Below are 25,275 nucleotides of genomic sequence, written 5' to 3' on the forward strand. Positions count from 1 at the left end.
CGGCCGGATCGTGGACCTCGGATCTCCGCCCGACGGCTTCCGCGTAAGAGCCGGGCGGGGACGCCGAGCGGAGAAGACCGCGAATCAGCCCGGCGATCAGCGATCGGGCCCGGATCCGGCACGCACGTTCAGCGCGGGACCCTCATCCAGTCGTGTGCAGTGCGCGGCGGAGCCGTCCTGCATACCGCGCTCCGGGCGTGAACTGCGTGCCGCGGGCGACCTCGTGGTCGGCCATCCGTTCGCGCCGTACCCAAGGGCCGTTCGTATCAGTTGGTTCGTTCCGCGGTCCACGAGGTACGGACCGTGGCGCCGGGACGCGGACGCCGACCGTCGGACCCGTCACCCGACGCCACGCCCGAGGACACTCCCACCGGACGATGCCGGCTGAATGCGAAGGATCCTGAACTCCCCTTCGGCGGCGGAGCCTTTCGCTACTGCGGCACTCCGGCGGCGGTTGAGAGACCCGGCTGGTCGAAGGTCGTAGGAACCGGAAGCGTCGACCACCGTGGGATCGGCCAGGCAACCACGAAGGCCCGGCCGATGACCTTGTCTTCGTCAACGGTGCCGCCGCCGGGCAGATCCTGGTGGTACCGCGAGTCCGAAGAGCTCTGGCGGTGGTCGCCCATCAACCAGAGCCGGCCTTCCGGCACTTCGACCGGCCCGAACGGCTGGTCGCCACAGGGTGTGTTGCCGGGGTAGATGTACGGCTCGTCGAGTGCTTTGCCGTTGACCTTCACCGGACCCGTCCCGGAACACTCGACGGTGTCACCGCCGACAGCGATCACACGCTTGATGAGATTCTGCTCCTCCGACGACGGCATCAGGCCGATGAAACTGAGCGCCTCCTGAGCCGGGTTGGGTTCGTCGACCACCCCGGGCAGCCAGCCGCCCGGATCATGGAAGACGACGACCTCGCCGCGTTCGGGCCTCGACCCGAACCATGGCGTCAGCTTGTCGACGAGCACGCGGTCGCCTCTTTGGAGCGTGTTCTGCATCGAGTCCGACGGGATCGAGAACGCCTGCACGAGGAACGTCTTGATCAGCAGCGCCAGGACCAGCGCGAGGCCGATCAGGATCGGCAGCTCCTTCCAGAAGGGGCGCTGCTTCTTCCCGCCCTTGGCCTTTTCGCCGCTGCCGGTTTCGTCGCCACCGGATATCGACCGCGTACTGGTCACCAGGTCCCCCACAACCACTCCTGCGCCTCGCCCTTCACCTCGCGCCCAGTTGCCGGCACATGGCCGGGAGCGACGCGTGTGGCATCAGGCCACGACAGTCATAACGAGCGTGAGTTCCCGGGGAGTCAGGGGCCAATCGGCCGGTGCGGCAGAACCGTTTGCGCATACGGCCCATGCGCGTCGCCATGACAGGGACCCGAGCCTGCGTCCCGGCCTTCGAGACGGTGTCAGTGCGGTACCCCGAGGTCCCGACGCATGGTGCGGCGGAGGTCGGCGACAGCAGCGTCGAACCTGTCCTCCAGCTCCTGGTAGGCAGGACCTGGGAGTCCTGCGCGGTCCACCAGGAGGTCCCTCGTGTCCCTCAGGACCAGGAAGGCGGTACGAGCGGCCTCAATGACGTCCGGTGGAGCGAGTACGGCCAGCTGGTGGCGGAGCTCGTAGGCGCCAGGGGCCAGGAACAGTTCCCGCGCTGTCCGGGACCGCTCCTGCGCCGACATGCTTGCGTGGGCGCACTCGTTCAGCCCGGTCCGCATCCGGGAGAGGGCTGCGGTGTAGTCGGCGTAGAGCTGCTGCCGTGTCTCGAGTCTCTGCCCGGCGCGTTGCCGGCGCCAGCTGAGTCGGTCGGCGAGCAGTGCCGACCCGACTCCTATGACGGCACCGAGTGTTGTGCTGATCGGCGATAACCACTCCATGCCCGACAGCATGGCAGGGCCCCGGGATCGTAGGACCGCAACGGACCATGAAGCGGGCCCAACCGGTTCGCCCGCGGCCCGTGGTGGGACCCGGCCGTCCCCCGACCGCCGTCCCTTGCCGTCGGGACCAGGGTCACGGTCTGGTTCGAGGACGATGACGGCTTCACTACGAGGCCTTGCGGGACGGCGAAATCCTGAAGCTCTGGACGTACCTCGATGACCCCGACGCAGGTGCGCTCTGCACGCTGACCCGACGGCAGGGCCGGACCGGCGCCCGACCGGCCGACTGATCCGGTGCGGGCGGGGTGCGCGCGGTTCGACCCGTGTTCCGGCGCCCGGGCGCGGTCGGTGCAGAGCCTGGTGCGTCGACCCCGTCGGCGCTCCCCTGGAGGACATCAGCCGACCGGCGCCCCGGCGTCATCCACGCGCCGGTGCATTGACTGGGAGAGGCGTGGCGCGTTCCTTCGAGGTGATCGGCCAGGCCGGTGATTGCCCGGTCAGCGGAGTCCTGTCGGGGCCTTCGCCTTCCCTCGGGCACGCCATCCGGGTTGCTTCCCCGGGTGGAGACGGCGCTCACCGGGTGCCGTTGCCGGTGCCCCGGCTAGCCTGCGGGAATCCAACTGTTTGTATCGATTCAGGAGGTTTCATGGCCTCGCGTCTCAACCCGTACCTCAGCTTCGGCGGCGACGCCCGGCAGGCGATGGAGTTCTACAAGGAGGTCTTCGGCGGCACGCTGGCACTGCACACCTACGGAGAGTCCGGCCAGAGCGGCACGCCGGAGGCCGACAGGATCATGCACGGCATGCTGGAGACTCCGAGCGGCTTCACCCTGATGGGTGCCGACGCCCCGCCGGGGATGGAGCACACGCAGGGCAACAACTTCTCGGTGAGCCTCAGCGGCGAGGATGCCGCTGAGCTCCGTGGCTACTGGGAGAAGCTGTCCGCCGCCGGCTCCGTGGCCGTGCCTCTGGAGAAGCAGATGTGGGGCGACGTGTTCGGCATGTGCACGGACCGGTTCGGTGTCCCCTGGATGGTCAACATCAGCGAGCCGCAGGGCTGAGCGGCAGCAGCAACGACCCCAAGGGCATCGTCCGCCCTCGACGCGGCCCAGGTCACGAAGCTCGTGACCTGGGTCTCTTCTTTTGTGAGCCGACCGGCCGGCGGCATGGTCCGGCGGCTCGGGCGCTGCCTTCGGACACGACCGGGCGCCGGAACTGCCCGCCGAGCAAGGCTCTGCCCGCGTGCACCGTCCGGGCCGCAGGATCCCGCTGGGGCCCTGGAATGGCGCACAGTGGCGCTGTGTAGAGTCCCGCGCATGCCCGCACCCATCGTTCGTGATGTCTTCCACCGGCTACGGGAAGAGCTCGGGGAGGAGGACGCCGGCATCACCTTCGACAACGGTCCTGGCCCGCTCGACCGTATCGACGTCATGGTCCACCGGGCGGCGGACCCGTCGGGCGTCACCGTCTTCTCCACGGTCGGGATGTCGGTCGCAGCCATGCCGTCGGATGACGGCCGGACGGGCGGCCGGGCGGAGCTCCGTCTGTTCCGTCGTGGGCACGTGGAGCCGCACGATGAAGGGCACATCGCCATGTGCCTGGCAAACCTGGCAGCCTATCCGTGGACGTTCGGCCGGGCTCTCGGCTGGGGCGAGATGGTCACCTTCCCCGACGATGTGCCGACCTTCCCTGGGTGCCGCCGCGTCTTCCTTGCGGGCGTTTGGGCCGACGGGCAAACCGGCTCCGTGGAGACTTGCGTCGAAGCCGTTCGGGTGCTGAACGTTGTCCCGATCAGCGAATCGGAACGGGTTCGGGCACTGGAGCTGCGGCCCGAGGCATTCTTCAGCGATCTCCTCGATGTGCGGGACGTCTTCACACCGCCGACGCCCGTGTGATCACCGGCCCGGCTGGGTGCCTCGTCAGGCTTCGCCACATACGCTCAGCGACCTCCAGCAGGCGGAGCATTCCGCCGTACGGCCTGGGCCCCGGAACCCCGGCACCGTCACCGCTGACGCACTCCTCATCCGGCTCCGCTCGTGATCGAGGAGACAAGGCCCTGGGCGTCCCGGTATCGATCCCGGACCTCGGGGCGTTGCCGGAAGCCCGCTGACTTGTACGTTGCGACGGCGCCGACATTGGAGCTCGGGGCGCAGACGATCGCGCTCGACGAGCCCAGCTCCTGGAGTGCCGCCGCCGCGGCGACGGTGATCGCCTCGCCGTAGCCGCGGCGGCGATGTTCCCGGTGCACGCCCATCGGTTCGAGCACGCCGGGCCTGCCCGGACCGGCCGACCACACCGTCGCCGCCGCCACCGCCTCGCCCCTGTCGTCGTACGCGACCAGACTCCGGGCATCGGTGTACGGCAATCCGGCCGCCATCGCGTGCCAGTGCTCGTCCGTGAACCCCGACCCGTCGAACGCTGCCCGATGCACGGCGGCATACACGTGCGCCTGCTCCGGCCCGACCACCTCGATCCGCACGCCTGGGTCCTTCACCGGCGCCGTGAGGTCGCGTCGCAGCGGCGTCCACGGTTCGTCGGCGTTCCAGCCGTCCTCGGACAGCAGATTCTGGACCAGCGCCCCCATCGGCGCCTCGATGCTCGCCTTCCCCTCGGGCAGCACGCCGCGCTCCGGCTCGGTCACGTCCTCGACCAACCGCTGCGCCAGTTCCTCGTCCCGCTGAGCGTCCGGCGCGATCGTCAGCCGCAACAAGCCGGGACCGTCCAACAGCCCGATGGCGAGAATCTGTCCGTCCCGGCTCCACGTCCTGACCGCCGCAGCAGTCGCCTCCGCACCTGACCGCCAGAACCAGCCGAGGTCCCCCGGATGCAGTTGCATCGGCGCCCTGTCGTACTGCCACTCCCGCAGCACGCGCACAGCCTCGCTCAGCCCCTCGACTCCCGGCTTGCCCAAGGTAATTGCCATACCCCCGATCACATACGACGGCACGACCGTGCGCACCCGGTTTCCGGCCGGCCGGACTGGTGAGGGTTCGGAGGCTCGGGAAGTCAGCCGATGATCGAAGGGACACGGCCTGATCGCCTCACGCGAGCAGTTGGCAAGCAGATCCCTGCAGGCTGCCGGCTTCAGGATCTGGCACGAGAACGCAACTCACACGGCGCGCGGTGCCGAGTGGATCACCAAGTCAATCGCGGGTGCGGACCCGGCACAACCAGCCCGGCGCCCCGGCAGGCCTGCAGCTGACGTTCGCATTGATCGGCGTCGAGCGGTGAGATTCGCGCCTGTTGGCGTCAGCCGCTGATGTCAACGCCGGACGAAGGCCTTGACAGACTGGTGCCTGCTTCCTCCCCGCCACCCATGGTGTTGTGCAAACGGTGCCGATTCCCCGTCGGATCCTGCGAGGTCGTGGCACGGTCGCGAAGCCAACGATCATCACGAAAGGCATCTGGGATCTCGTCGCCCCAGGGATCGATGCCACGCTCCTCCATCGCATCGAACCAGCGGTCACGTTGCGACTCCGGAAGCCGCACGCCACACCACGGACAGAACAGGAGCTCCACGTACGAGGAGCCTCCGTCATGGATGAGCAGCCCGTACTCCTGGTACCGGGGTACGAAATGGACCAGCACGTCAGGGCATGCATATGGATCGCTATGGACATCGCAGTCCCACGCGACGTGGTGCCGCATCGTCTCGCAGCAGTGCTCCTGCATCGCCTCTACGTGGTTCACGCGGTCACGGTACAACGGAGGTCGGTGGGTGCTCTGATCCGGGAAGCAGAGGACGCGCGTAGCCATGTCGAGGCGCGCAGCCGGCTCTGACCGACCGCGGTCATCCGCCCGATCGGGCACACAGCGGGCATGCCCATCAGACGAGCCGCCAACGTCGGCACCACGGAGCGAGGTCGGCAGGCGGGTACTCTTCCCGGCCGCCAACCCGCTGCACGAGAAGGCGATTTCCTTCCATGGCGACCCGATCTCCTGGCATGAGAAACAGAGGGCGGTCGAGCCGGAAGATCCAATCCGGATCGAACCTCACCTCGTTGAGCAGCAGCATCCTGGGTGCCGTCGCTGGACTGCCTGAGACTCGCACAGCTCCATGGTGCACCGCGTCAGGATCCCTGATCACCCCTTGAGGAGAGTGGGAGGGCGGCGTCGCTCCTGACCTGTGCAGATGGCCAGAGCGCTGATGTGCGGCCCGGGGACCCATCGTGCCCCTCATTCCCCGTGGCTACCCGCATGATCTGGCACGGATGGGGCACGCCGTACCCGGTGTGCGGGGCAGGTGGGCGCCGCCGCGCCGCCGGCCAGGTGTTGGCGACCCGCGTCAACGGCGGTGCGCCGCACGTTCTGCTGCATGCCTGGTGCGGCATTCGAGCTCGTCCGCCGCTGTTCGTCGGCGCTGTCACGCAGTTGGAGACTCACCGCTCAACGGCCCATCACGTACAAGGCCGTTGTCAGTGACGGCCTTTAGGGTCTCAAGCGCGCGGTCGGCTTCCGGGGGTTCCAGCTCTGAAGGGAATGGTTGCATCCCCGGCCTGTCTGGGGGCGGCCCGGGGAATCGTCCTGGACCCAACCGACGGCCGGGCTTCGTCGATGGCCAGCAGATGACCTGCCAGAGCCGACCGCGCACCATCCCCTCTCGTGGGCATCACCTGATCCGTAGCTCTGGCCGGATCGGTCAGCGACGGCCATTCCGACCGCTACTCGGCTGGACGCGGGCGATTGCTGGGGTTGCGTTACCTGGCTGCTGTACCGCAGGATCCCGGCGGGGGTGACCATGGAACGGCATTTGCTGGAGAAGCTGTTGGCCGGTGACGACGAGGCGTCCGTGGCTGCTCTGGCCGCTCTCCGCAGCGGCGCCACCTACCGCGTGTGGGATACGACGCATCCCGCAGAGCAGCACGCCGGGGTCTTTGCAATCCGACTTCGGCGCATGCGGCTGCACGGAGTCGAACCTCTTGGGCTGGAACGAATGGTGCAGCTCCTCCGCGAGCATGGCCGGCCGGTGCGCGGAGGCCTGATCGATTCTGCCGATCAGAAATGGACCTTCCTGATCTACTTCACCGAGGACGGCAGCGCACTGGTGGCCTGCGCCCGCCTACAGCGATGGGTCGAGCCATCACCGCTTTAGGAGCGAGGTGGGGCGATCTGGGGCGTGACCTGCGGTTCCCTGCCTTGCATGGAGTCGGCCTGCACGTACCCTGCAGCCTCCGATTCCCGGTGAGCCCCCGCCCGTTCTGGCACGGCCCCTGCTGCTGCACCAGGAGGTAGCTCCACCGTGGCGTCCGGGACGCATGGAAGGGTCGTCGGTCCACCAGTGCTGGTGCAGGTCGGTCCGTGGTCCGGCCCGGGGCCGGTCGGGGCTCGTGTCGTCCTGGTCGGTGCCGTTGGTCTCAGGTGTTGATGTCACCGATAGCTGGGGGCGGGTGCGGCCAGCCTCCCTCGATGGCCGGGCCACTGCCCGCGGGAACGTTCGCGGCCACCAACGCTGCGGCCTCGCGAGCGCTGAGGTGGGAACCAAGCACGCGCGACGGTATCTGAGGCGACCACCGCGACCAGTGGAGAACCACGTTCCACAGACCCTCTCCACATGGCACTACTCGCGGAACTTCCTCGTAGAACGGATCCTTGGTACTGGTGAGCAGGCTGAAGGCACCGTGCGACGGAAAGGGGAAGAAGACGCGCAGGGTCGGCTGCGCATACAGGGCCTCGGCCAATTCGGCGTCGCCCAGCCTGATCACCGGCGAGCGCTCCAGAGTCAGCCGCCAAGCGGTCGACACAACCCTCCCAGGCGGTGCCGCATCCAGAGGATCCGCCGCCAGCAACGTCCATTCACGACGTAGTTGATCGAGCGATGCCCCGTCACACCAGGCGTGCAGGACGGCGTTCACCACCGCCAGATCATCTGTACTGCCGAAAGCACCCCAACGCCATCCGGACTCCGTTGAGATCTCGATACGGAACTCGCGTTCGTCGGCATTGGTGGCGTATACGGCGAACCGCGCCTCACCACGTGTGCTGCATGCGGCAACCGCGGGATCGTACCCCTCGACGGGATCCATGGCACCGGCATCGTGCCCGCGGCGAGCCGCCTCGCCAGCCAGTGCTTCCCGCAGGCCGCCTGACGCCGCCAGCTCTGGATAGAGGTCGCACAGCACTTCCCTTGAACGTTCGTTCATGCACATACCGTATGCCGCGGGGGAACAAAGCCGGGCGTGGGTGCGGGAGCTGGCGCATCCTCTCCGGGCATACGCTCTCGACCCAGTCCGGCCAGTCCGGTGCCCCGCTGAAGGACACGATGGTCCGCGCAGGGCAGTCCTCCGAGCGGGCAGCACTGATCTACCAGCACTCCACCCTGGAGCGGCAGAGCGAAGTAGCCGGCGGTAACGACGCCCGCGTCCGGGCCGAGTGGGAGAGGGCTGCTGACGTGCCCGACGAGCCGCGATCGGGCACGCAACGGGCACCCGACGGTTAGCGCGGTCCAGACAACAACAAAGCCCCGGGCCGATGGCCTGGGGCTTCTGTCCGGAGCCTGTGACGGGAATCGAACCCGCGCTCTGAGCTTGGGAATTCCTGGGCGGGATCTGTCAGAGCTGCCTGTGACCCGTGCCTTGGCAGGCCGCACGGGACTCATGAGAGGCGCTTCGTTCACCGCCGTTGACCGCAAGTATTCGCCGCAGATGGTGCAGAGGTGGTGCAGCGTGGTGCGCGATTCCTGCTTGCTCTCGGCGTCGGCTTCGGGGAGCCCAGGACGGTCCGGGATGCCCGAGCGCGGGACGCATGCCAGGGTCCTGTCCGATGGGTCGAATGCGCTGAGCGTGGATGAGGATTGGGGGAGCTTGCCGCCGGGGTCTGCAGCCCCCGGCGGGCGGATCCGCCGGTCAGCTCAGCCGGGTATCAGCGTAGAAGACCATCGCATCTCGCTGGTAGTCGACCAGCCCGTCGGCGATCTTGTCGAAGTTCGCGCGGAACTGCGGGTCATCGACGAAGTGCTGGCCCATTCCCTTGTAAGCGGCAGCGTTCGGGGTCCAGAACCGGCAAACGAACTGGTACTGCGCGTCCACCGCGGCCTGCACCGCAGGATCGGCAACCGGTGTGCCGGCCGCCATGAACTCCGCCATGCGGATCATCTGCGCCGTCACCTCGCGCTGCCACTGCTCCGTGTCCTCGGCGGTCATCGTCTCGACGGCCTGCCGGGACTGCTCCCACGCCTGCGGCCACCGCTCCCGGACCTCGGCATCGTTCTCGGGGCTGGAGGGCTCGAAGCCCTCGAACAGGTTCTCCGGCCTGTTGATCTTCACCATGTCGTTGTTGTCCTTGCCTTCCTCCAGTTCGGCGATGGTGCGGCCGACCGTGCGGGCGAGCGTTTCCAGCCGGTCCCGTTCCGCGAGCAGCCGTTGGTGGTGCTCGCGGAGCACGTCCACCTGATCGACCTGGCTCTCCAGGACCGCCCGGATCTCGCGCAGCCCCACGTCCAGCTCACGCATCAGCAGGATCTGCTGCAATCGCAGCAGATCGGCCTCCTCGTAGTAGCGGTGCCCGTTGCTTCCGATCCACGCCGGCGGCAGCAAGCCGATCTCGTCGTAGTGCCGCAGTGTCCGGGACGTCACCCCGGACATCCGGGCCACGTCCGCGATCGACCAGGCCATTGCCCTGCCTTCCATCGCCGGGCCGGTCTCTCCGGCCCCACAGAAGACCGTAGAAGTTGACGCAGCGGAAAGCGCAAGCCGGAACAGGCGGCACTGAGCCACCAGCACACCAACCTGGAGCGGCAGAGCGAAGTAGCCGGCGGTATCGACCGTGACGTACAGCTGCGTACCGTGGCGCCCGCTGAGGTTACCGTCAGAGTGCCGTCAGAAGCCGCGCCTCAATTGCTGGGGCGGTCGGTCTCAATCGCGAGCCCAGTCGAATGGCATCGGCGCACCCTGCGGGATCACCCAAGGGTGGGGATAGCGGGCCTGACAACCGGTGCAGCGCGCGACGAACGGACCGATGTCCGGGTTCGTGAGAACGCTGTAGTGGCTGGAGGGCTGAGCTGGGAGCATGTGCGCGTTCGCCGTCGTTTCCAAGCCGGGCCACTCCGGCGAGCATTGGCATGGGCGCTCTACCGCGAACAGGTCGCCGTCAGAGGCCTTGGCCGTGCTCTTGAAGAGCTTGGCGAAGTTCTCTCGTATGGACACGGCGGCGGCCTCCTCTTCACTGCGCCCGACTTTCGAGCCTCCAGACAGTAACTCAGGACGGTGGAGTCCCCGCTGCCGAGTCAATTCGGCAGCGATCTTGAAATCCGTCGTCGCAGCGATGTCGCCGTGGGTTCAAATCCCACACCCACCGCAGATGAACAGCGCCTGACCAGCAAGATTGGGTCGGGGGCTGTTTCTGTGCTCATCCCGTGGTTGCCCACTACTCCTCGGGGTTCCCCGCTCGATCGGGCACGCGAGGGGCGCGCCTCAGACGCCGGGGCGGGCCACCCACTCAGCCCTGAAGTCCGCGCACACGATGCGTACCATGGCGGTTGTCAGCCTCAGCTCGTGACTACACCCGGCCTCATCTGGCAGGACTTCGTCCAGGCGAACGGAGTTGAAGTCCGACAGCTCGATCGTCCCGCCGTCGTCAGCCACGAGCTGAAGGCTCTTGACTCCGCTGTACCGAATCGTGAGCACGTCCTCCTCGCAACCTGACCAGGCGAAACGAATCTCGTACTGTCCCAGTGAATCGGCAGCGGCGTGCAACGCTTGGGGCCTCAGGTCCTTGATGCAGCGAGGGGCCGAGAAGTCGTAGTGCTCCGGATGTGACGCGAAGGCACGGGCTCCGGGCGGAAGTGCCGGCAGTAGCTCCGGGAGCTTGGAAACGTACGGACTCGGGTCGTGCCAGAAGATTCCCTGGCCCTGTTGCTCGACGACTACGTACTTCACACATCCCCCTCGATGGGCGCCCAAGGCGCTCTAGCCACGTGCCGACTGTCAGCCTTCCGATACGAACTTAAGCCTGGCTCGCTTGGTCGACTCACGCCCATAACGGTCTGCCGCAAGTGCTAGCGCTGACGCCAGAATGAATCGCGTGATTGCACTGTCTTCGATGATCACAAAGATCAGAAACCACTTGGCCGTGTGGAGGGTGAGTGGCAGCTCGGCCCGTCGGCTTTGGCAGTGGTCAGCTGACGGTGTCCATGAAGCTCAGCATGCGGCGATTGATCTCCTCCGCATGGTCAATCTGTGGTCCGTGGCCGGTGTTCGAGACGATTTCGGCGCGGGCGCCGGGCATGAGGCGCGGGATGCGCTCCACTTGCCGCCGTGGGTGCACGAGGAGGCTTCGCTTGCCGAGAACCAGGTAGAGCGGGGTGTGGATGGTGGAGTGGCCTCATCCTTATCAGGTCGATCATGGGGATGCGACAACGTCGGCCAACCAGTGCTGCGCTTGGGTCGATCGTCCACTGAGGTCCGACGCCGACCGTCGCTGTTCGCGCTTGTTGGTGTCAGCCGCTGGTGTCAGGGAGCCATGGCTCCCTTGACGATTTCCAATCGGCACCCCTGAGGCTTACTACTCGGACCACTCCGCATCGGCCCGGCCGGTGAGAACTCGATCGCATCCTTGTGGCTCCCGACGAGAGCGGCGCATCTGAGTATCCGTGCTCATGTGCAACGCCTGCCACAACAGCATGCTGAGTGGCATGCCATTAACAGACTGTCACCCGAGATTGGATCGGTGGTCGGTATGAGACATGGGAGTGAACCGTCGACTGGCCCGCAGATCGGTGTCAGCGTGGCGCTACTCGTCATTGATCTGGTGGTCATCGCTTGGTTGGTGTTCCTCCGCTACGGGATGACGGGCTGGGCCGACAGCTACGACAGCAACAATCCGCCCAGTGCACCCAAGGAAGCGTTGCGGGGAATGTGGCTCCTGATCGGCGGAGCAGTCGTCACAGGTGGTGGCCTTCTTGCTCTGCGATGGCGTATTCCAGGCATCGTGCAGCTAGTTGTCCTCGGAGTCGGAGCGGGACTGCTCGCCTCATTGGCCGCCCGCAAGTAGCGCACGTCGGCCCACACCTCAACCACCACTCACCCCAGCTCCCATCCCGCCGTCGACCCACACACCGTGGAGCGGGCGTGGTTCATGGCGTCCAGGTGGAGCGCGCCACTGTACGACCTGGATGCCATGGGCCGCGTCTGCTCGGCTCTTGCCTGGGTCGACGGTGGACGGGATGGGAGCACCCCCCGCACGCCCCAACGGTCCCGCAGTCGGCGACGGCGCCTCTCCATCCCCGTGCCGGCCGATCCCCCTCCGGAGGCATCGTCTTTGACCGCACGCCGTTCTATGCGGTGATCGACTCATGGCCTCCGGCCCTATCCATATGTGGAGATGTCGACCTGGAGAACGTCGGCATCTGGGTGCGGACCGCTGAGCCCGAACTCACCACCGGTCGGGGGGGCACCAGGCGACACCAAGTCCGATGCAGGCAAGCGGTTCCTCGTCCTGCCGGCCTTTCTGGAGAAGGACCTCAAGCGGACTGGTACGCGGAGAAGGGTCCGGACGGGCTTCTGTTCGTGGGGGAGAAGGGCAAGCCGTTCCGTCGGTCGACCTTCGGTCGGAAGTGGCGTACCGCCCGTACGAAGGTCGGTCTCCCCGACGGCTTCGGCTTCTACGATCTTCGTCACACCGGGCATACGCTCTCGACCCAGTCCGGGGCCACGCTGAAGGACACGATGGTCCGTGCCGGACAGTCCTCCGAGCGGGCGGCACTGATCTACCCGCACTCCAACCTGGAGCGGCAGAGCGAAGTGCCGGCGGTGTCGACGCCCGCGTTCGCGCCGAGCGGGAGAAGGCCGCTGACGTGCCCGACGAGCAGCCATCGGGCACGCAACGGGCACGAGACGCCTAGGCCGGTCCAGACAACAACAAAGCCCCGGGCTGATGGCCTGGGGCTTCTGTCTGGAGCGGGTGACGGGAATCGAACCCGCGCTCTGAGCTTGGGAATCACCGGGCCGTCACGGAGGGGGTTGACGCTGACCAGCGCAAACGGCCTCTGGTGATTAATCGCGAGGCGTCGCGCTTGACTGCTCTTGACCGCTGGGATCCGCTCTTTCTGGCACGGATGTGGCACGGGTTCCACCCGCTCTGACGGGTCGCGTCACCGACCCCGCACCCGACAACACTGTCACCCGAATGGCCCAACATGACGTGCCACCCATATGGGTGAAGATCAAGCTGGCTAGTGCCCCAACCGAGGCAATCTGTGAAAGGCGAACCAAATGCGCATTCGACGAATCCTCGCCGCAGTCTTCGCCACGGCAGCCCTCGCCGGACTCGGCCTCACAGGCGCCGCCACCGCCACCGCCACCGCCGGCAGCGTCACCCCGGCCAGCGTCACCCCGGGTGAGTGCACGGACGGCGGCGGAACGATCGATCGGTCGACGCCCGTGCTCCCGACCTGCAGGGGCGGTACGTACGACGGGCAGACGGTCGACTAAACCCCACTAGGGCCCGTTGTGAAAGTGGATCGGCGCCCCGCAGCCACGCGTTGCGGGGCGCTCCCTCGCGAGCGTTCCCCCTCGGCTGACGGCTCAACGTACCTGGGAGGCGTGACGATCGCACACGGGCCCGATGAGGTCGGCGGGAGCGAGCCGAACTGTCAAGCATCGGGCACGGAACGGGCACGCGACGCCTGGCGCGGTCCAGACAACAACAAAGCCCCGGGCTGATGGCCTGGGGCTTCTGTCTGGAGCGGGTGACGGGAATCGAACCCGCGCTCTGAGCTTGGGAAGCTCATGTTCTACCATTAAACTACACCCGCGTAGCGGGCCTTGATCGGCACCGCATCGTCGCACACTGTACCCCATTGAGGCCCCCGGTGTATTCAGCCGCGGGGCTTTCGTGCGGTCCGGGGCATGTGTCCGGGCTGTCCGTCGGTCGACAGGCCGGCGGTCGAGCGGCGGCCTGTCGACCGTCCGCCCGGCCGGTGCCGAAATGGCCGCGGGCATGTGCCGGAACGGTGGATGCGAGGGCGAGGCGGTGGCGTGGGGGCGTACCTTTGCCGGGGCGGAGTGCCGCGTGGAGTGCTGTCCTGTTGATCCCCTAATGTGGCTGCCTCGTCCACGTGTTGGGGAAGGGACTTGATGGATCCGATGGAGTCGATGGACCCGATGGAGCGCACCGTCGTCCGCTGTGCCGAAGGGCATGTCTTCGCTATCTCGTCGTTCCCGATGCAGCAGCTCGGTGCCGGCCGGATCGGGCCCGGGCGGCTCATCCGGTGTCCGCGGTGCGCCCGGTTGCGGCATGCCGTGCCGGTACCCGTTCCGGTGCCGGTACAGCCGCTGGCGCGGTAGCGCCGAGCGGGCGTGGGGCCCGACCGATGTGGGCGGGCCCGCGCGCTCTGCGTATCCTCGGGGCGTGCTTCTCTCAGACTTGGACATCCGAACCGAGATCGACGCCGGGCGGGTGCGCATCGATCCGTTCGACGACGCCATGATTCAGCCGTCGAGCATCGACGTGCGGCTCGACCGCTATTTCCGGGTGTTCGAGAACCACCGCTACCCCCACATCGATCCCGCGGTCGAGCAGGCTGACCTGACGCGCCTGGTCGAGCCGGAGGGCGACGAGGCGTTCATCCTGCACCCCGGTGAGTTCGTGCTCGCGTCGACGTACGAGGTCATCTCGCTGCCGGACGACATCGCCTCACGCCTCGAGGGCAAGAGCTCCCTCGGGCGGCTCGGGCTGGTGACCCACTCGACGGCCGGTTTCATCGACCCCGGGTTCTCCGGTCACGTCACGCTGGAGCTGTCGAATCTCGCCACCCTGCCGATCAAGCTGTGGCCCGGGATGAAGATCGGGCAGCTGTGCATGTTCCGGCTGAGCTCGCCTGCGGAGCATCCGTACGGCTCCGAGAAGTACGGCTCCCGGTACCAGGGGCAGCGGGGTCCGACCGCCTCGCGGTCGTTCATGAACTTCCATCGGACGCAGGTGTGAGGGCCGGTACGCGATGAGTGCGGCACGCGAGAACCTGACGTACGAGAAGTTCGGCGGAGCGATCCGTGAGCTTGCGCAGACCATCGCCGACGACGGGTACGAGCCCGATGTCGTCCTGTCGATCGCGCGCGGCGGAGTGTTCGTCGCGGGCGGACTGGCCTATGCGCCTGGCTGCAAGAATCTTCACCTTGTGAATGTTGAATTTTATACAGGTGTTGGTCAGACCCTCGACATGCCGGTCATGCTGGCGCCGGTCCCGAACGCGATCGACTTCTCGAACAAGAAGGTTCTGATCGCGGACGACGTGGCCGACACAGGCAAGACGCTGAAGCTCGTGCACGACTTCTGCCTCGACCACGTCGCCGAGGTGCGGTCCGCGGTCATCTACGAGAAGTCGCACAGCCTCGTGAAGTGCGAATATGTGTGGAAGCGCACGGACGAGTGGATCAACTTCCCCTGGTCTGTGTTGCCTCCATGTCGTAAGTCCGGCACACCGATCACTCCGTCGAAGGATGCTTTGTAAAAAAGGCGGCCTGAAATGCGACCTTTAAGCCTGGGTAACGTGCCTCATGACGGCTCGGGCGGGGGTGCTGGCCGTCCTCAAGAGGGCGACACCGCTGCCTGAAGATGCGCCGTGCTGCTTCCCCTGTGGAGCGCAGCGCATGCTCGCGCTAGGGTTGTTAATAGATCATGCCGTGAGGTCCGAACGCCTCTCATCAGTAACCACAAGGGCGCCTGCACGGAAACGGAGAGATCCGGCATGGGTCAGCCGCACAAGAATGAAGAGCGCTTTTATCTCTATCCGGTTCAGCGGGTAGTGGCAGTCTTCCAGAGCGACGAACAGGCAGAGCGTTCCTGCCGGGACCTGGAGGCCGCGGGCGTCGATCTGTCCTGGGTGCACCTTCTGTGCGGGCCGGAGGGAGCACGCTTGTTGGATTCCCAAGGTTCTCGCCATGGGCTGGTTGCGCGACTTACACGTTTTTTGCAGCGTGGTGCCTACGAGGGAAAAGCGCTGAGCGTCCACCATGCTGCATTGCAGCGCGGGGGGTGTGTGCTGTACGTTCCAGCGCGCAACAGTAAGAGGGTCCGCAAAGTGGTGGACGTCCTGCGTAAACACGGAGGGCGCGGGATTCTCCACTTCCGCAGGTGGGCTATCGAGGAGTTTCCCAGCACTGCCGGCGCCCCGTAGGCAGCAGGACAAGTCGTTGGCGCCAAGGCAGCCGTGGTTCTCGCAAGTACGGAGTTGCCAGGGGTGCGAAGCATGGGATTCTCCGGGTAGAGGAGTGGCGCCAATTCGGGCGGATCTTCTACCGGAGAGCCGTCGGTGATCACGGGGTAGGGGCCCGGACGATCCTGAATGCTAGTGCACACGAGCGGCTCCGCTTGGTTGGTACGACAGCCTGCGAGACGGTCGTCACCAGCTTCCGGTTGAACTAGAGGGTGTTTCACGTGGCAAGTTTCGCGAGGGCGGCCAGGCCGCGGAAGGCGAGGAAGTGCGAGCCCTTTCGTTCGTATCGGACGGTGAGGCGGCGGTAGCCGGAGAGCCAAACGATCGACCGTTCGATCTTCCAGCAGTGCCGACCGAGGCGTTCGCCAGACTCGATGCCGGGCCGCGCGATGCGAGCGACGAGCCCGCGCTCGCGCAGCCAGGCCAGGTGTTCGGCGGAGAAGTACGCCTTGTCCGCGCGGAGTTTGACCGGTCGGCGCCGCCGTGGTCCCTGGCGGGACGGGACGGCGGGTATGCCGCGGAAGAGCGGGCTTAAAGGGTGAGGCTGTCGTGCATGCCGCGTAGGGCAACCGGCACGTGGGTGGCGGTGTGACTGCCCAGCGTCGCATGGGCGAACGCCTCCCGCATCAACAGCATCGACAGCACGCGCGGGATGGTGCTGGCCGCTGTGCGGGCCGCGTCCTGGGCTGCGTTGACGAACGCCAACGCGTCCCCCGGCCTGTCCTGGTACGTCGCCTGCAAGCTCATGCAGGCCAGCACATTGGCCATGAACTCCCGGTCGTCGATCTCCCGGGCGAACTGCAACGCCTCGGTGAAATACGACCGGGCCTGGTTGTACTGGTGTGCGTCGAAGTGCGTCCAGCCCGCGAGGCGCGCGAGCTCGGCGGCCACGCCGTACAGGCCGTGCTGAATGGGAGCGGGCCGGTTCTCCTTCAGTAGCTCGACGACGTAGCGGAGCTGCCCGACCACGGCCGGCCGCAGTGCCTCACCGCCGTGCTGGTCATCCCGTCGCTCGGGCTGTTCGCCGTGGCGCTGTTGCGCGCTGAGCGGGCGGGGGCTGCCGGGAGCGGTGGCGAAGACATGGAGCGGCGGGGGCCTTTGGCCGCCAGCGCGCGCGGGCCGCCGTAGGCGGGCCGCCTTGATCATCTTGGTGCCAAAGCGGGTTACGGTGGCGCGTTCCACTTGCCATCTACCGCTTGAAGAAAGGCAACTTCGTGAGCACATTTGACGGTTCGCAATCGGCGCCGACCGTGCGGCCTGGGGACCTTGAGCGGCTACTGGTCACGGCAGCGGATCTGGCCAACGCGGGCCTCGACGACTTCACTGAGCTGGCGTCGCCGTCGTCTGACGAGGACCCGCCGCCGATGACCGGTCCGACCCCGGAACTCACGGCCCTGCTGAACAGGGCGTTCAGCGACAAGGCCGCGAGAGAGGTCAGGACCTCGTTCATGAACGCCGACTCCTCGATGGTCGTCGACGAGGGAGTCTCGGAGCGGGCAGCACGGGCTGCCGTGGCCTGGATGGCCGACATGCGGCGGGTGTACGCCCAGTGCGTCGCCTGGACGATGAACATCGGCGATCAGGAGATCACCGTCCAGGTGGTGGATCCGGCCGATGATCCGAGCGAGCCGCTCAAGGTGGAGCAGAGGTTCGGTGACGACGCCTTGATGCGTACGATGCTCGCCGGTCCGGTCGGGCAGCAGGCCCAGATCACCACCCTTCTGGTGCGCGACGGTGACCGGGCCCTGGAACTGACGTTCCGTAGCTTGGCAGGCGAGCCCGGTGGGCCCGAGGCGGCGCGGCTCGCCACCGCGAGGTCGAAGTTCCTTGAGCTGGCTCCGGCAAAGTTCCTGAGTCTGCCGCGCGGCTAGGATCTGTTGCGAAGTGGATCTTGTTCGTTGATGATCACATCCTGTGGGGCGTGGGGATTTGACGAATGGGCACTGGCCCCGGCTTGAGCCGTTGCTACCGACGGGCATCAAGCCGGGCCGTCCGCAGGTGTGGACGCGCCGGCAGCTGATAGACGGCATACGGTGGCGGACCCGGACCGGCGCCCCCTGGCGGGACGTGCCCGAACGCTACGGCCGTGGGACCGGGCCTACGACCTGTTCCGCGGCTGGCAGCGAGTCGGGACCTGGGCCCGGCGGCCGACCGTGGTCGTGTCACTCCGCCCGGACCGTCCGCCGCGGTGGCCGCGGGTGGCGGGCGGCGTCGGCCGCGTGCCGAAGGGTCCACCTGTGGCGCTGTGCTCCGATCGGGTGTTCCGTCACTTGCGGTCATCGCCATCTGACCTAGAGTGCTGGCACGTCAGTTCCCCCGATTCGCTGAGACGCCCGCCGATGTTTTTGAGCCTCGCGACCCCGACCTTGGTCGGCCTGACCGCCCTGGCGCTCACCGCCCAGGTGCCCGCAGCGCCCTCCGTCGCCGCCCGAGCCCCTGCCACGGTGCCTTTGGCCCAGGGGGCCCTGTCCATCACCGCCCCGTCCGCGACCGATCTCGGTGAAGCCGTCGCCGGTGGCGCACTCGACGCGCGCTTCTCCTCGGCGGTCGAAGTCGTCGACTCGCGCGGTCTGGCCTCCGCCTCCTGGACGGCGGTCGTCAGCGCCAACCACCTCACGGATCCGAGCGGTGTGTCCAAGCGGATCAACAGGACCCAGATCTCCTACTGGTCCGGCCCCGCCACGTCCACCACCGGCACCGGCACCTTCGTCCCGGGACAGGTCACCAGGGCACAGCGGGTGAACCTGGCCACGACCCGCACGGCCTTCCGCCTCACCGAAGGGAAAGGAGGCAACAGGGCCCGCTGGCAGCCCACCCTTGTGATCAAGATCCCGCAGGACACCCTCGGCGGGCGCTACACGGGCAGCGTCGCGCACTCCGTCTCATAGGCAACGGCCCCCACCGTCCGGTGGGGGCCGCTCACTTCACGGAAATCAGATCGTGCCCAGCTTGATGATCGACAGCAGCGCGATCAGCTGGATGGCCGATGCCCCCAGCGCCTTCGGCCACGGCAGGTCGTGCGACTTGCTCACCATCGAGGTGAACAGCGCGCCGGCCGCCAGCCAGGTCACCCAACCCACCACCTGCACCAGCGAGTTCTCACCGCCCAGGAAGATCGCGAACACCAGCCGTGGTGCGTCGGTGAGCGACATGATCAGCATGGAGAGGCCGACCGTGGGCTGCCAGGAGCCGTCACCGCCGAGCTGGCGGGCCAGCGTATGGGTGACCGCACCCAGGATCAGCCCACCGATGACGAAGGCCACGCCCGTGATCAGTACGGAGCCGAGCGCTGTGACGAAGGGCGCCTTGATCGCCTCCTCGCGCGTCTGGTCGAAGCCGAAGATCGCGAGCAGGCCGTAGATGAACGTGACGACAAGGGCCGGACCCCACACGGGGTAGTCCCGCATCTGCAGGAACGTCGACCCCGGGCGCAGCACGATGCCGCTCAGCAGGGCCTTCCAGTGCAGACGCGGACCCGAAGGGGCGGCACCTGCGCGGTAGGTGGAGCCGTCGCCGTACGGGTCCTCACCCACGCTGAACGCCCGGGTGTGCCCGGGGTTGTCGGCGTAGGGGTCACCCGCGGCGTACCCGCCGTGCCCCTGCTGCTGGTGGTACGGGTCGCCGAAGTACTCCGGCTCACCGTGCGGGGCGTGCGGCGGGTGCTGCGCATGCCCGCCCCCCGTCGGGGGCCACTGCTGCTGCGGGGGGTACGAGGGCGCCGCCTGACCTCCCCCTTGCCGGCCGTACGACTGTCCGTACGGCGGCGGGGGCGCCTGCTGCGGTTGCTGTTGCGGGGGGCGGTTGTTGTCCCGGCCGCGTCCGATCCTGAATCCAGCCACGCATTCGAACGTACCTGTTCCCGCTGAGTCCGGTGTCATGGCCAGGGAACAACAGGGCCTTTGCTGCTGACCTGTGACATCCCTTAGGGGGACCCCGGGGGGTCCGCCCGAGGGCCGCCGTAGGGGGCAGGAGGGGGGCCATGACGTCCCCGGGCCGGGTGCCCGAGGTCAGGCCGAGTCCGGCTCGAGGAAGATCGATGTGCTGAAGGTGACGGACGGACCGGCAGCCCTCCCGCCCGGGTGGATCGCGACGAGGTCGGCGTTCTCGCCGCGGTGCGTACGCGTCACCACGTCGGCCCTTTTGTCGCCGTCGTAGTCCGCGTAACGCAGGAGATCCGTGACGACGGTGGCCTCGCCGGCCGGGAGCGGGGGCGGTGGCGGGATGCGTACGGCCTTGAAGGTGTACGTGCCTCCGGGACGGCCGGGTCCGTTCGGCCCTCCCAGCAGCAGGGCGGCCTTGGCCGTCTCGCCGGGCGTGCGGGCCCGCGTCGAGCAGGCCAGGTCGTCGTAGCCGTCGCCGTTAGTGTCCGCGACGGGCTCGGGAGCGGCCAGGACGGGCCCTGCGCCGGGGACGGGTGCACCGGCGGTGCGTGGCGCGCCCGTACGGGTGAACGGGCCCCGTAGGAAGCTGACCCGGCCGCCGCTCGCGGTGACCGCGAGATCCTGCGCGCCGTCGCCGTCGAAGTCGCCGCACACGGGGTGGTCGGGCCATTCGTTGCCGTACCGCGCCTGTTCCGGGATGCGGAGCACGACGGCCCTGCCGGCCAGGCCCGAGGGGCCGCCGAAGAGCAGCTGGAGGGGGACGGGCGGGCGGCCGATGCCGTCGTACGGGGGGTCCGTGGCCACGACCAGATCGCTGAAGCCGTCCTTGTCGAGGTCGCAGGCGGCCTCGGAGTCGAACGCGGCGGGAAGCACGCCCCCGACCCGGGCGCCGTTCGCGCGGGGTGTGAGCAGCTGGCGTACGGCGGGGCCGGGTGTGCCCTTGGAGGTGCCGTAGACGATGCCGATGCCCGCGTCGTCGTCGTGGCCTGCACCGGCGGCCTTGACGAGGTCGTCGAGGACCAGATCGCGGTGGCCGTCGCCGTTGAAGTCCTCCGGGACGCGGCTGCCGTCGCCGCGCGGTACGGGGAGGGCGGGGGTGGCCGCCGTTCCGGCGAGGGCGGAGGCGCCGGGAGCCCGGGCCGGAACCGGGGCGGGGTGGTCCGGTTCGGTCGCGGGGTGCGGGGTGAGCCCGCAGCCGGCCAGTAGCAGTGCGCACTGGAGTGCGACCGTACCGACAAGGGCGGCGTTGCGTATTCGACGCCTCAAGGATCGGCCTTCCCGTCTGTGTCTCCATAACCGGCCGCATCATCATGCTCCTGCCACGCGCCTGGGCCAATGGTTCGGCGGTGGGTAATGGCTCACTTGCTCCCTGTATCGCTTTGGTTGGATTTGGGGTTATTTACATAGTTGTATTGGGTTTTGCGGCTATTCGTTACGTTCTCTATGGGTGGCGCACACAGGGCGCTCGTAGGTTCGGCGTCATCAGCCCGGATCGCCGGGGCATCGCTCACCGAGCCTCTCCGGATCGCCGGAGCCCTCGGTTCACCAGGGCGTCCGGATCGCCGAGGACGTGAACCGCCGATGCGCGCCGACTCCGGGGCACCCGACGCACCCGAGACAGGAAAGCCCTCATATGCGTGCCACCCGACGTCCCATCCGCACCGCTGTCGCCACTGTCGCCACTGTCGCCGTCGTCGCCACGGGAGCCGCTGCGGCCGTACTGCTGCCGGTCCAGGCGGCGTCCGCCGACAGTCCCGCCTCCGGCTCCCGCACCGCCGGTGCACAGGCAGGGGTGGCCGGGATCGCGCCCGGTACGGGCAGGGCCGCCAAGCTCGCCGACGGGTCCATGGCCCGTATCCACAAGCTCGGCCCGCACCACTACAAGGCCGAGATCCCGTCCCACGACGCCGGACTGCGCACCCTCGTGACCACCGGGGCCCCCGTGTCCGTGCAGAGCAACGGTCTGCACGTCGTTCTGAGGCCCGACGGCAATGTCGTCTCCTGGCTCGAGGGCAAGAAGCAGTCGGCCGCCCATTCCGCAGCCCTGGCATCCATCAGGATCACCACCCCCGACGGGCGCACGGCCAGGCTCGTCAAGGTCGGGGAAGGCGGGGAGCCCCGCGCCGAGGTCTCGACGAAGAGCGGCAGGCCCATCGGCACGCTCACCCCCGCGCAGCCGTCCGCCCGCCATGCCGGCTGGACGTACAAGCTCGTCCCCGACGGCAAGCAGCCGAGGTTCGCCGTCATCGACGGCGAGCGTGGCGGAAACACCTGGGTCTACGGCTTCGACGGCAGGCTGATCCATACGTACAAGGGTCAGCGCTGGCAGGGGTGACCCGAGCCGGGGCGCCATGGCGACGCGTTGCTCGCATCGGCGCTCACACAGAAGCGGCCGGTCCTGCCCCCGAGGCAGGTCCGGCCGCTCACTGGTTCGGTACGCGTACGAAGACGCCTACTTCACCGGCTCCGGTTCCGGTTCGTCCGCCGACTCCGACGCGCCCGCGTTCGGGTCGGCCGGCGTTTTCACCGAATCGAGCAGCAGCTGCGCCACATCCACGACCTGCAGGCTCTCCTTCGCCTCGCCGTCGTTCTTCTTGCCGTTGACCGAGTCGGTGAGCATCACCAGGCAGAACGGGCAGGCGGTGGACACGATGTCCGGGTTCAGCGACAGCGCCTCGTCCACCCGCTCGGTGTTGATGCGCTTGCCGATCCGCTCCTCCATCCACATGCGTGCACCACCGGCGCCACAGCAGAAGCCGCGCTCCTTGTGACGGTGCATCTCCTGCTGACGCAGGCCGGGCACGGCGGACATGATCTCGCGCGGCGGCGTGTAGACCTTGTTGTGACGGCCCAGGTAGCAGGGGTCGTGATACGTGATCAGACCGTCGACCGGCGTCACCGGAATGAGCCGGCCCTCGTCGATGAGGTGCTGGAGCAGCTGGGTGTGGTGGATGACCTCGTACTCGCCGCCGAGCTGCGGGTACTCGTTGGCGATGGTGTTGAAGCAGTGCGGGCAGGTCGCGACGATCTTCTTCGCCGACTTCGGCTTCCTCGTCGACTCGTCCTCGTCGTCCTCGCCGAACGCCATGTTCAGCATCGCGACGTTCTCCGCGCCGAGCTGCTGGAAGAGGAACTCGTTGCCGAGGCGGCGCGGCGAGTCACCGGTGCACTTCTCCTCGCCGCCCATGATCGCGAACTTGACCCCCGCGATGTGCAGCAGCTCGGCGAAGGCCTTGGTGGTCTTCTTCGCCCGGTCCTCGAGGGCGCCGGCGCAGCCGACCCAGTAGAGGTAGTCGACCTCGGACAGGTCCTCGACGTCCTTGCCGACGACCGGGACCTCGAAGTCGACCTCCTTGGTCCACTCGAGGCGCTGCTTCTTGGCCAGGCCCCAGGGGTTGCCCTTCTTCTCCAGGTTCTTGAGCATCGTGCCCGCCTCGGACGGGAAGGAGCTCTCGATCATCACCTGGTAGCGGCGCATGTCGACGATGTGGTCGATGTGCTCGATGTCGACCGGGCACTGCTCCACGCACGCACCGCAGGTGGTGCAGGACCACAGCACGTCCGGGTCGATGACGCCGTTCTCCTCGGCGGTGCCGATCAGCGGGCGCTCGGCCTCGGCGAGAGCGGCTGCCGGGACGTCCTTCAGCTGCTCCTCGGAGGCCTTCTCCTCGCCCTCCATGGTCTTGCCGCCGCCCGCGAGCAGGTAGGGCGCCTTGGCGTGCGCGTGGTCGCGCAGCGACATGATCAGCAGCTTCGGGGAGAGCGGCTTTCCGGTGTTCCAGGCGGGGCACTGCGACTGGCAGCGGCCGCACTCCGTACACGTGGAGAAGTCGAGGATGCCCTTCCAGGAGAACTGCTCCACCTGGCTGACGCCGAAGACGTCGTCGTCGCCCGGGTCCTCGAAGTCGATCGGCTTGCCGCCCGAGGTCATCGGCTGGAGCGCACCCAGGGCGGTGGAACCGTCCGCGTTGCGCTTGAACCAGATGTTCGGGAAGCCCAGGAAGCGGTGCCAGGCCACACCCATGTTGGTGTTGAGCGAAACCGTGATCATCCAGATCAGCGAGGTGCCGATCTTGATCATCGCGGTGAAGTAGATCAGCGTCTGGAGGGTGGGGACGCTCAGCCCGTCGAAGGCGAGGACCAGGGGGTACGAGACGAAGTACGCGGCCTCGTAGTGGTCCACGTGGTGGATCGCGCCCTCCAGGCCCCGCAGGGCCAGGATCGCGAGGCCGATGGTGAGGATCACGTACTCGACGAAGTACGCCTGCCAGGCCTTCGAGCCCGCGAAACGCGACTTGCGGCCCGCACGGGACGGCAGGTTGAGGAGCCGGATCGCCATCAGCACGAGGATGCCGACGACCGTCATGAGGCCGATGAACTCGATGTACATCTCGAACGGCAGGAAGCCGCCGAGGACCGGCAGGGTCCAGTCGGCCTGGAAGAGCTGGCCGTACGCCTGGGCGAGCGTCGGGGGCAGCGTCAGGAAGCCGATCGCGACGAACCAGTGGGCGAAGCCCACGATCCCCCAGCGGTTCATCCGGGTGTGGCCGAGGAACTCCTTGACCAGTGTGACCGTGCGCGCCTTGGGGTCGTCGGTGCGGCTGCCCGCAGGCACGGACTGACCGAGCTTCACGAACCGGTAGATCTGCGCGACGGCTCGGGCGATGAGCGCAACGCCGACCACGGTCAGGACCAGCGACACGATGATCGCGGCGAGCTGCATTGGGGGCTCCTCGGGCCTGCGAGGTGGAAAGATTCAGCACTTACTAAGCGGTAACTTATTCAGTCCGTGCTGAGACTACCCAGATATTCCGCCGCACTGTAGTTGTGCCGGCGGTGATCTGCGTCGCTCAGGTCACCCTGAGTACCGGCTGTCCCGGGGGCAGATCGTCCTGGGTTCGGGTCCGGCGCAGGGCCGGAATCGTGCGCAGCAGCACGGACAGGTCCAGTCCGATCCAATGGTGCTCCACGTAGTGCTGATCGAGTAGCGCGGGTTCGTCCCAGGGCATGGCCGAGTGCCGGGCGAGCTGGGCGAGCCCGGTCAGGCCCGGCTTGACGCCCTGGCGCCAGGGGGCGGCGGCGCGCGGGTGCCCCGGTGCCAGCGCGGCGGGTCCGACCAGGGACATCTGGCCCCGTACGACATGGGGCAGTCTGGACAGCAGGTCCAGTCGGAAGCGACGGGTCCGCAGCGACCGGACGGTGAACGGGCGGCCGTGCAGTCCGGCCTTCCTCTCGCGCGCGAACGCGCCGCCGGGCCGTCGGCGCAGGACCGCCGAGCAGACGGCGAGAGCGAGCAGCGGCGCCACGAGAACCAGCAGTGCCGTGCCGAGTGTCAGATCGAGAAAGCGCTTCGGCTGCACGATGTGCACGACTCTCACC

The 25,275-nt window shown here is 67.6% G+C and carries 23 protein-coding genes, 1 tRNA gene and 5 pseudogenes; 14 read left to right on the forward strand and 15 right to left on the reverse strand.

Going from position 1 to position 25,275, the window contains the following annotated elements:
• Nucleotides 1-431: 431 nt before the first annotated feature.
• Both lepB and AC068D_RS10085 read right to left on the reverse strand, forming a co-directional pair.
• Nucleotides 432-1,178 (reverse strand): signal peptidase I, encoded by a 747-nt coding sequence (gene lepB, locus AC068D_RS10080; protein ID WP_478822624.1) that lies wholly within the window; start codon nt 1,176-1,178, stop codon nt 432-434.
• Between the two features lie 224 nt (nt 1,179-1,402).
• Complete coding sequence (locus tag AC068D_RS10085; protein WP_478822480.1) at nt 1,403-1,867, reverse strand: hypothetical protein; 465 nt, start codon at nt 1,865-1,867, stop codon at nt 1,403-1,405.
• A 646-nt stretch (nt 1,868-2,513) separates the two neighbouring features.
• Between AC068D_RS10085 and AC068D_RS10090 the strand changes: the two genes are divergently transcribed.
• Nucleotides 2,514-2,927: a VOC family protein gene (locus tag AC068D_RS10090; RefSeq protein WP_478822481.1), complete on the forward strand. Its 414-nt coding sequence runs from the start codon at nt 2,514-2,516 to the stop codon at nt 2,925-2,927.
• A gap of 255 nt (nt 2,928-3,182) precedes the next feature.
• The gene (locus tag AC068D_RS10095) at nt 3,183-3,761 is read left to right on the forward strand and encodes a suppressor of fused domain protein (RefSeq protein ID WP_478822482.1); all 579 of its coding nucleotides are present in this window, start codon (nt 3,183-3,185) and stop codon (nt 3,759-3,761) included.
• Between the two features lie 125 nt (nt 3,762-3,886).
• On the opposite strand, the gene AC068D_RS10100 is transcribed toward AC068D_RS10095, so the two are convergent.
• Both AC068D_RS10100 and AC068D_RS10105 read right to left on the reverse strand, forming a co-directional pair.
• Complete coding sequence (locus tag AC068D_RS10100; RefSeq protein WP_478822483.1) at nt 3,887-4,789, reverse strand: GNAT family N-acetyltransferase; 903 nt, start codon at nt 4,787-4,789, stop codon at nt 3,887-3,889.
• A gap of 326 nt (nt 4,790-5,115) precedes the next feature.
• Nucleotides 5,116-5,556: a DUF6980 family protein gene (locus AC068D_RS10105; RefSeq protein ID WP_478822484.1), complete on the reverse strand. Its 441-nt coding sequence runs from the start codon at nt 5,554-5,556 to the stop codon at nt 5,116-5,118.
• 1,048 nt (nt 5,557-6,604) lie between these two features.
• On the opposite strand from AC068D_RS10105, the gene AC068D_RS10110 reads away from it, so the two are divergent.
• The gene (locus tag AC068D_RS10110) at nt 6,605-6,958 is read left to right on the forward strand and encodes a hypothetical protein (protein ID WP_478822625.1); all 354 of its coding nucleotides are present in this window, start codon (nt 6,605-6,607) and stop codon (nt 6,956-6,958) included.
• Nucleotides 6,959-7,220: 262 nt separating this feature from the next.
• Here AC068D_RS10110 and AC068D_RS10115 read toward each other — a convergent pair whose 3' ends face one another.
• Nucleotides 7,221-8,006, reverse strand: a complete 786-nt coding sequence (locus AC068D_RS10115; protein WP_478822485.1) for a DUF6193 family natural product biosynthesis protein — start codon at nt 8,004-8,006, stop codon at nt 7,221-7,223.
• A 62-nt stretch (nt 8,007-8,068) separates the two neighbouring features.
• Between AC068D_RS10115 and AC068D_RS10120 the strand changes: the two are divergent.
• A pseudogene (locus AC068D_RS10120) lies at nt 8,069-8,302 on the forward strand (tyrosine-type recombinase/integrase); the annotation flags it as partial.
• Nucleotides 8,303-8,708: 406 nt separating this feature from the next.
• Here AC068D_RS10120 and AC068D_RS10125 read toward each other — a convergent pair.
• The 4 genes and pseudogenes from AC068D_RS10125 to AC068D_RS10140 all read right to left on the reverse strand — a co-directional run.
• The gene (locus tag AC068D_RS10125; RefSeq protein WP_478822486.1) at nt 8,709-9,476 is read right to left on the reverse strand and encodes a MerR family transcriptional regulator; all 768 of its coding nucleotides are present in this window, start codon (nt 9,474-9,476) and stop codon (nt 8,709-8,711) included.
• A gap of 240 nt (nt 9,477-9,716) precedes the next feature.
• A complete protein-coding gene (locus AC068D_RS10130; protein WP_478822487.1) occupies nt 9,717-10,007 on the reverse strand; it encodes a hypothetical protein in 291 nt (96 codons plus the stop codon).
• Nucleotides 10,008-10,274: 267 nt separating this feature from the next.
• Nucleotides 10,275-10,739: a hypothetical protein gene (locus AC068D_RS10135; protein WP_478822488.1), complete on the reverse strand. Its 465-nt coding sequence runs from the start codon at nt 10,737-10,739 to the stop codon at nt 10,275-10,277.
• A gap of 238 nt (nt 10,740-10,977) precedes the next feature.
• Nucleotides 10,978-11,178, reverse strand: a pseudogene (locus AC068D_RS10140) (alpha/beta fold hydrolase); the annotation flags it as partial.
• 360 nt (nt 11,179-11,538) lie between these two features.
• On the opposite strand from AC068D_RS10140, the gene AC068D_RS10145 reads away from it, so the two are divergent.
• The 3 genes and pseudogenes from AC068D_RS10145 to AC068D_RS10155 all read left to right on the forward strand — a co-directional run bounded on the left by AC068D_RS10145 (nt 11,539) and on the right by AC068D_RS10155 (nt 13,292).
• Complete coding sequence (locus tag AC068D_RS10145; RefSeq protein WP_478822489.1) at nt 11,539-11,853, forward strand: DUF6234 family protein; 315 nt, start codon at nt 11,539-11,541, stop codon at nt 11,851-11,853.
• 329 nt (nt 11,854-12,182) lie between these two features.
• Nucleotides 12,183-12,703 (forward strand): annotated as a pseudogene (locus AC068D_RS10150) (tyrosine-type recombinase/integrase); the annotation flags it as partial.
• 370 nt (nt 12,704-13,073) lie between these two features.
• The gene (locus AC068D_RS10155; protein WP_478822490.1) at nt 13,074-13,292 is read left to right on the forward strand and encodes a hypothetical protein; all 219 of its coding nucleotides are present in this window, start codon (nt 13,074-13,076) and stop codon (nt 13,290-13,292) included.
• A gap of 249 nt (nt 13,293-13,541) precedes the next feature.
• Here AC068D_RS10155 and AC068D_RS10160 read toward each other — a convergent pair.
• Nucleotides 13,542-13,615 (reverse strand) — tRNA-Gly (locus tag AC068D_RS10160).
• Nucleotides 13,616-13,955: 340 nt separating this feature from the next.
• Here AC068D_RS10160 and AC068D_RS10165 point away from each other — a divergent pair.
• The 3 genes from AC068D_RS10165 to AC068D_RS10175 all read left to right on the forward strand — a co-directional run bounded on the left by AC068D_RS10165 (nt 13,956) and on the right by AC068D_RS10175 (nt 15,310).
• Nucleotides 13,956-14,147 carry a hypothetical protein gene (locus AC068D_RS10165; RefSeq protein WP_478822626.1) on the forward strand — a complete coding sequence of 64 codons (192 nt, stop codon included), beginning with the start codon at nt 13,956-13,958 and terminating at the stop codon, nt 14,145-14,147.
• A 64-nt stretch (nt 14,148-14,211) separates the two neighbouring features.
• A complete protein-coding gene (gene dcd, locus AC068D_RS10170) occupies nt 14,212-14,787 on the forward strand; it encodes a dCTP deaminase (RefSeq protein ID WP_478822491.1) in 576 nt (191 codons plus the stop codon).
• 13 nt (nt 14,788-14,800) lie between these two features.
• Nucleotides 14,801-15,310, forward strand: a complete 510-nt coding sequence (locus AC068D_RS10175; RefSeq protein WP_478822492.1) for a phosphoribosyltransferase — start codon at nt 14,801-14,803, stop codon at nt 15,308-15,310.
• 1,269 nt (nt 15,311-16,579) lie between these two features.
• Here AC068D_RS10175 and AC068D_RS10180 read toward each other — a convergent pair.
• Nucleotides 16,580-17,026 (reverse strand): annotated as a pseudogene (locus AC068D_RS10180) (hypothetical protein); the annotation flags it as partial.
• A 203-nt stretch (nt 17,027-17,229) separates the two neighbouring features.
• Here AC068D_RS10180 and AC068D_RS10185 point away from each other — a divergent pair.
• From AC068D_RS10185 to AC068D_RS10195, 3 genes and pseudogenes are all read left to right on the forward strand, one after another.
• Complete coding sequence (locus AC068D_RS10185) at nt 17,230-17,886, forward strand: hypothetical protein (protein WP_478822493.1); 657 nt, start codon at nt 17,230-17,232, stop codon at nt 17,884-17,886.
• A gap of 43 nt (nt 17,887-17,929) precedes the next feature.
• Nucleotides 17,930-18,159 (forward strand): annotated as a pseudogene (locus AC068D_RS10190) (transposase); the annotation flags it as partial.
• Between the two features lie 195 nt (nt 18,160-18,354).
• Entirely contained in the window at nt 18,355-18,903 is a 549-nt protein-coding gene (locus AC068D_RS10195) for a hypothetical protein (protein WP_478822633.1), read from the forward strand.
• Nucleotides 18,904-18,948: 45 nt separating this feature from the next.
• Here AC068D_RS10195 and AC068D_RS10200 read toward each other — a convergent pair whose 3' ends face one another.
• Both AC068D_RS10200 and AC068D_RS10205 read right to left on the reverse strand, forming a co-directional pair.
• Nucleotides 18,949-19,854 (reverse strand): Yip1 family protein, encoded by a 906-nt coding sequence (locus AC068D_RS10200; RefSeq protein ID WP_478822494.1) that lies wholly within the window; start codon nt 19,852-19,854, stop codon nt 18,949-18,951.
• Nucleotides 19,855-20,022: 168 nt separating this feature from the next.
• On the reverse strand, nt 20,023-21,162 hold the full coding sequence (locus tag AC068D_RS10205; RefSeq protein ID WP_478822495.1) for an FG-GAP repeat domain-containing protein: 1,140 nt from the start codon (nt 21,160-21,162) through the stop codon (nt 20,023-20,025).
• 367 nt (nt 21,163-21,529) lie between these two features.
• Between AC068D_RS10205 and AC068D_RS10210 the strand changes: the two genes are divergently transcribed.
• On the forward strand, nt 21,530-22,231 hold the full coding sequence (locus tag AC068D_RS10210) for a hypothetical protein (protein WP_478822496.1): 702 nt from the start codon (nt 21,530-21,532) through the stop codon (nt 22,229-22,231).
• A 117-nt stretch (nt 22,232-22,348) separates the two neighbouring features.
• Here the strand turns inward: AC068D_RS10210 and AC068D_RS10215 are convergent, their stop codons facing one another.
• A complete protein-coding gene (locus tag AC068D_RS10215) occupies nt 22,349-24,619 on the reverse strand; it encodes a heterodisulfide reductase-related iron-sulfur binding cluster (RefSeq protein ID WP_478822497.1) in 2,271 nt (756 codons plus the stop codon).
• A gap of 127 nt (nt 24,620-24,746) precedes the next feature.
• A complete protein-coding gene (locus tag AC068D_RS10220; RefSeq protein WP_478822498.1) occupies nt 24,747-25,265 on the reverse strand; it encodes a sugar transferase in 519 nt (172 codons plus the stop codon).
• Between the last annotated feature and the right edge of the window lie 10 nt (nt 25,266-25,275).

Source organism: Streptomyces sp. NPDC043861 (genome assembly GCF_056435905.1).

What these genes read in the sequence shown, in the direction of transcription:
- AC068D_RS10155 (WP_478822490.1), top strand. Translation starts at nt 13,074, where the DNA reads ATGCGCATTCGACGAATCCTCGCCGCAGTCTTCGCCACGGCAGCCCTC.
- AC068D_RS10215 (WP_478822497.1), bottom strand. Translation starts at nt 24,619, where the DNA reads ATGCAGCTCGCCGCGATCATCGTGTCGCTGGTCCTGACCGTGGTCGGC.
- AC068D_RS10145 (WP_478822489.1), top strand. Translation starts at nt 11,539, where the DNA reads ATGAGACATGGGAGTGAACCGTCGACTGGCCCGCAGATCGGTGTCAGC.
- AC068D_RS10110 (WP_478822625.1), top strand. Translation starts at nt 6,605, where the DNA reads ATGGAACGGCATTTGCTGGAGAAGCTGTTGGCCGGTGACGACGAGGCG.
- AC068D_RS10115 (WP_478822485.1), bottom strand. Translation starts at nt 8,006, where the DNA reads ATGAACGAACGTTCAAGGGAAGTGCTGTGCGACCTCTATCCAGAGCTG.
- AC068D_RS10125 (WP_478822486.1), bottom strand. Translation starts at nt 9,476, where the DNA reads ATGGCCTGGTCGATCGCGGACGTGGCCCGGATGTCCGGGGTGACGTCC.
- AC068D_RS10100 (WP_478822483.1), bottom strand. Translation starts at nt 4,789, where the DNA reads ATGGCAATTACCTTGGGCAAGCCGGGAGTCGAGGGGCTGAGCGAGGCT.
- AC068D_RS10175 (WP_478822492.1), top strand. Translation starts at nt 14,801, where the DNA reads ATGAGTGCGGCACGCGAGAACCTGACGTACGAGAAGTTCGGCGGAGCG.
- AC068D_RS10095 (WP_478822482.1), top strand. Translation starts at nt 3,183, where the DNA reads ATGCCCGCACCCATCGTTCGTGATGTCTTCCACCGGCTACGGGAAGAG.
- AC068D_RS10165 (WP_478822626.1), top strand. Translation starts at nt 13,956, where the DNA reads ATGGACCCGATGGAGCGCACCGTCGTCCGCTGTGCCGAAGGGCATGTC.
- AC068D_RS10210 (WP_478822496.1), top strand. Translation starts at nt 21,530, where the DNA reads ATGCGTGCCACCCGACGTCCCATCCGCACCGCTGTCGCCACTGTCGCC.
- AC068D_RS10085 (WP_478822480.1), bottom strand. Translation starts at nt 1,867, where the DNA reads ATGGAGTGGTTATCGCCGATCAGCACAACACTCGGTGCCGTCATAGGA.
- AC068D_RS10195 (WP_478822633.1), top strand. Translation starts at nt 18,355, where the DNA reads ATGTTTTTGAGCCTCGCGACCCCGACCTTGGTCGGCCTGACCGCCCTG.
- AC068D_RS10090 (WP_478822481.1), top strand. Translation starts at nt 2,514, where the DNA reads ATGGCCTCGCGTCTCAACCCGTACCTCAGCTTCGGCGGCGACGCCCGG.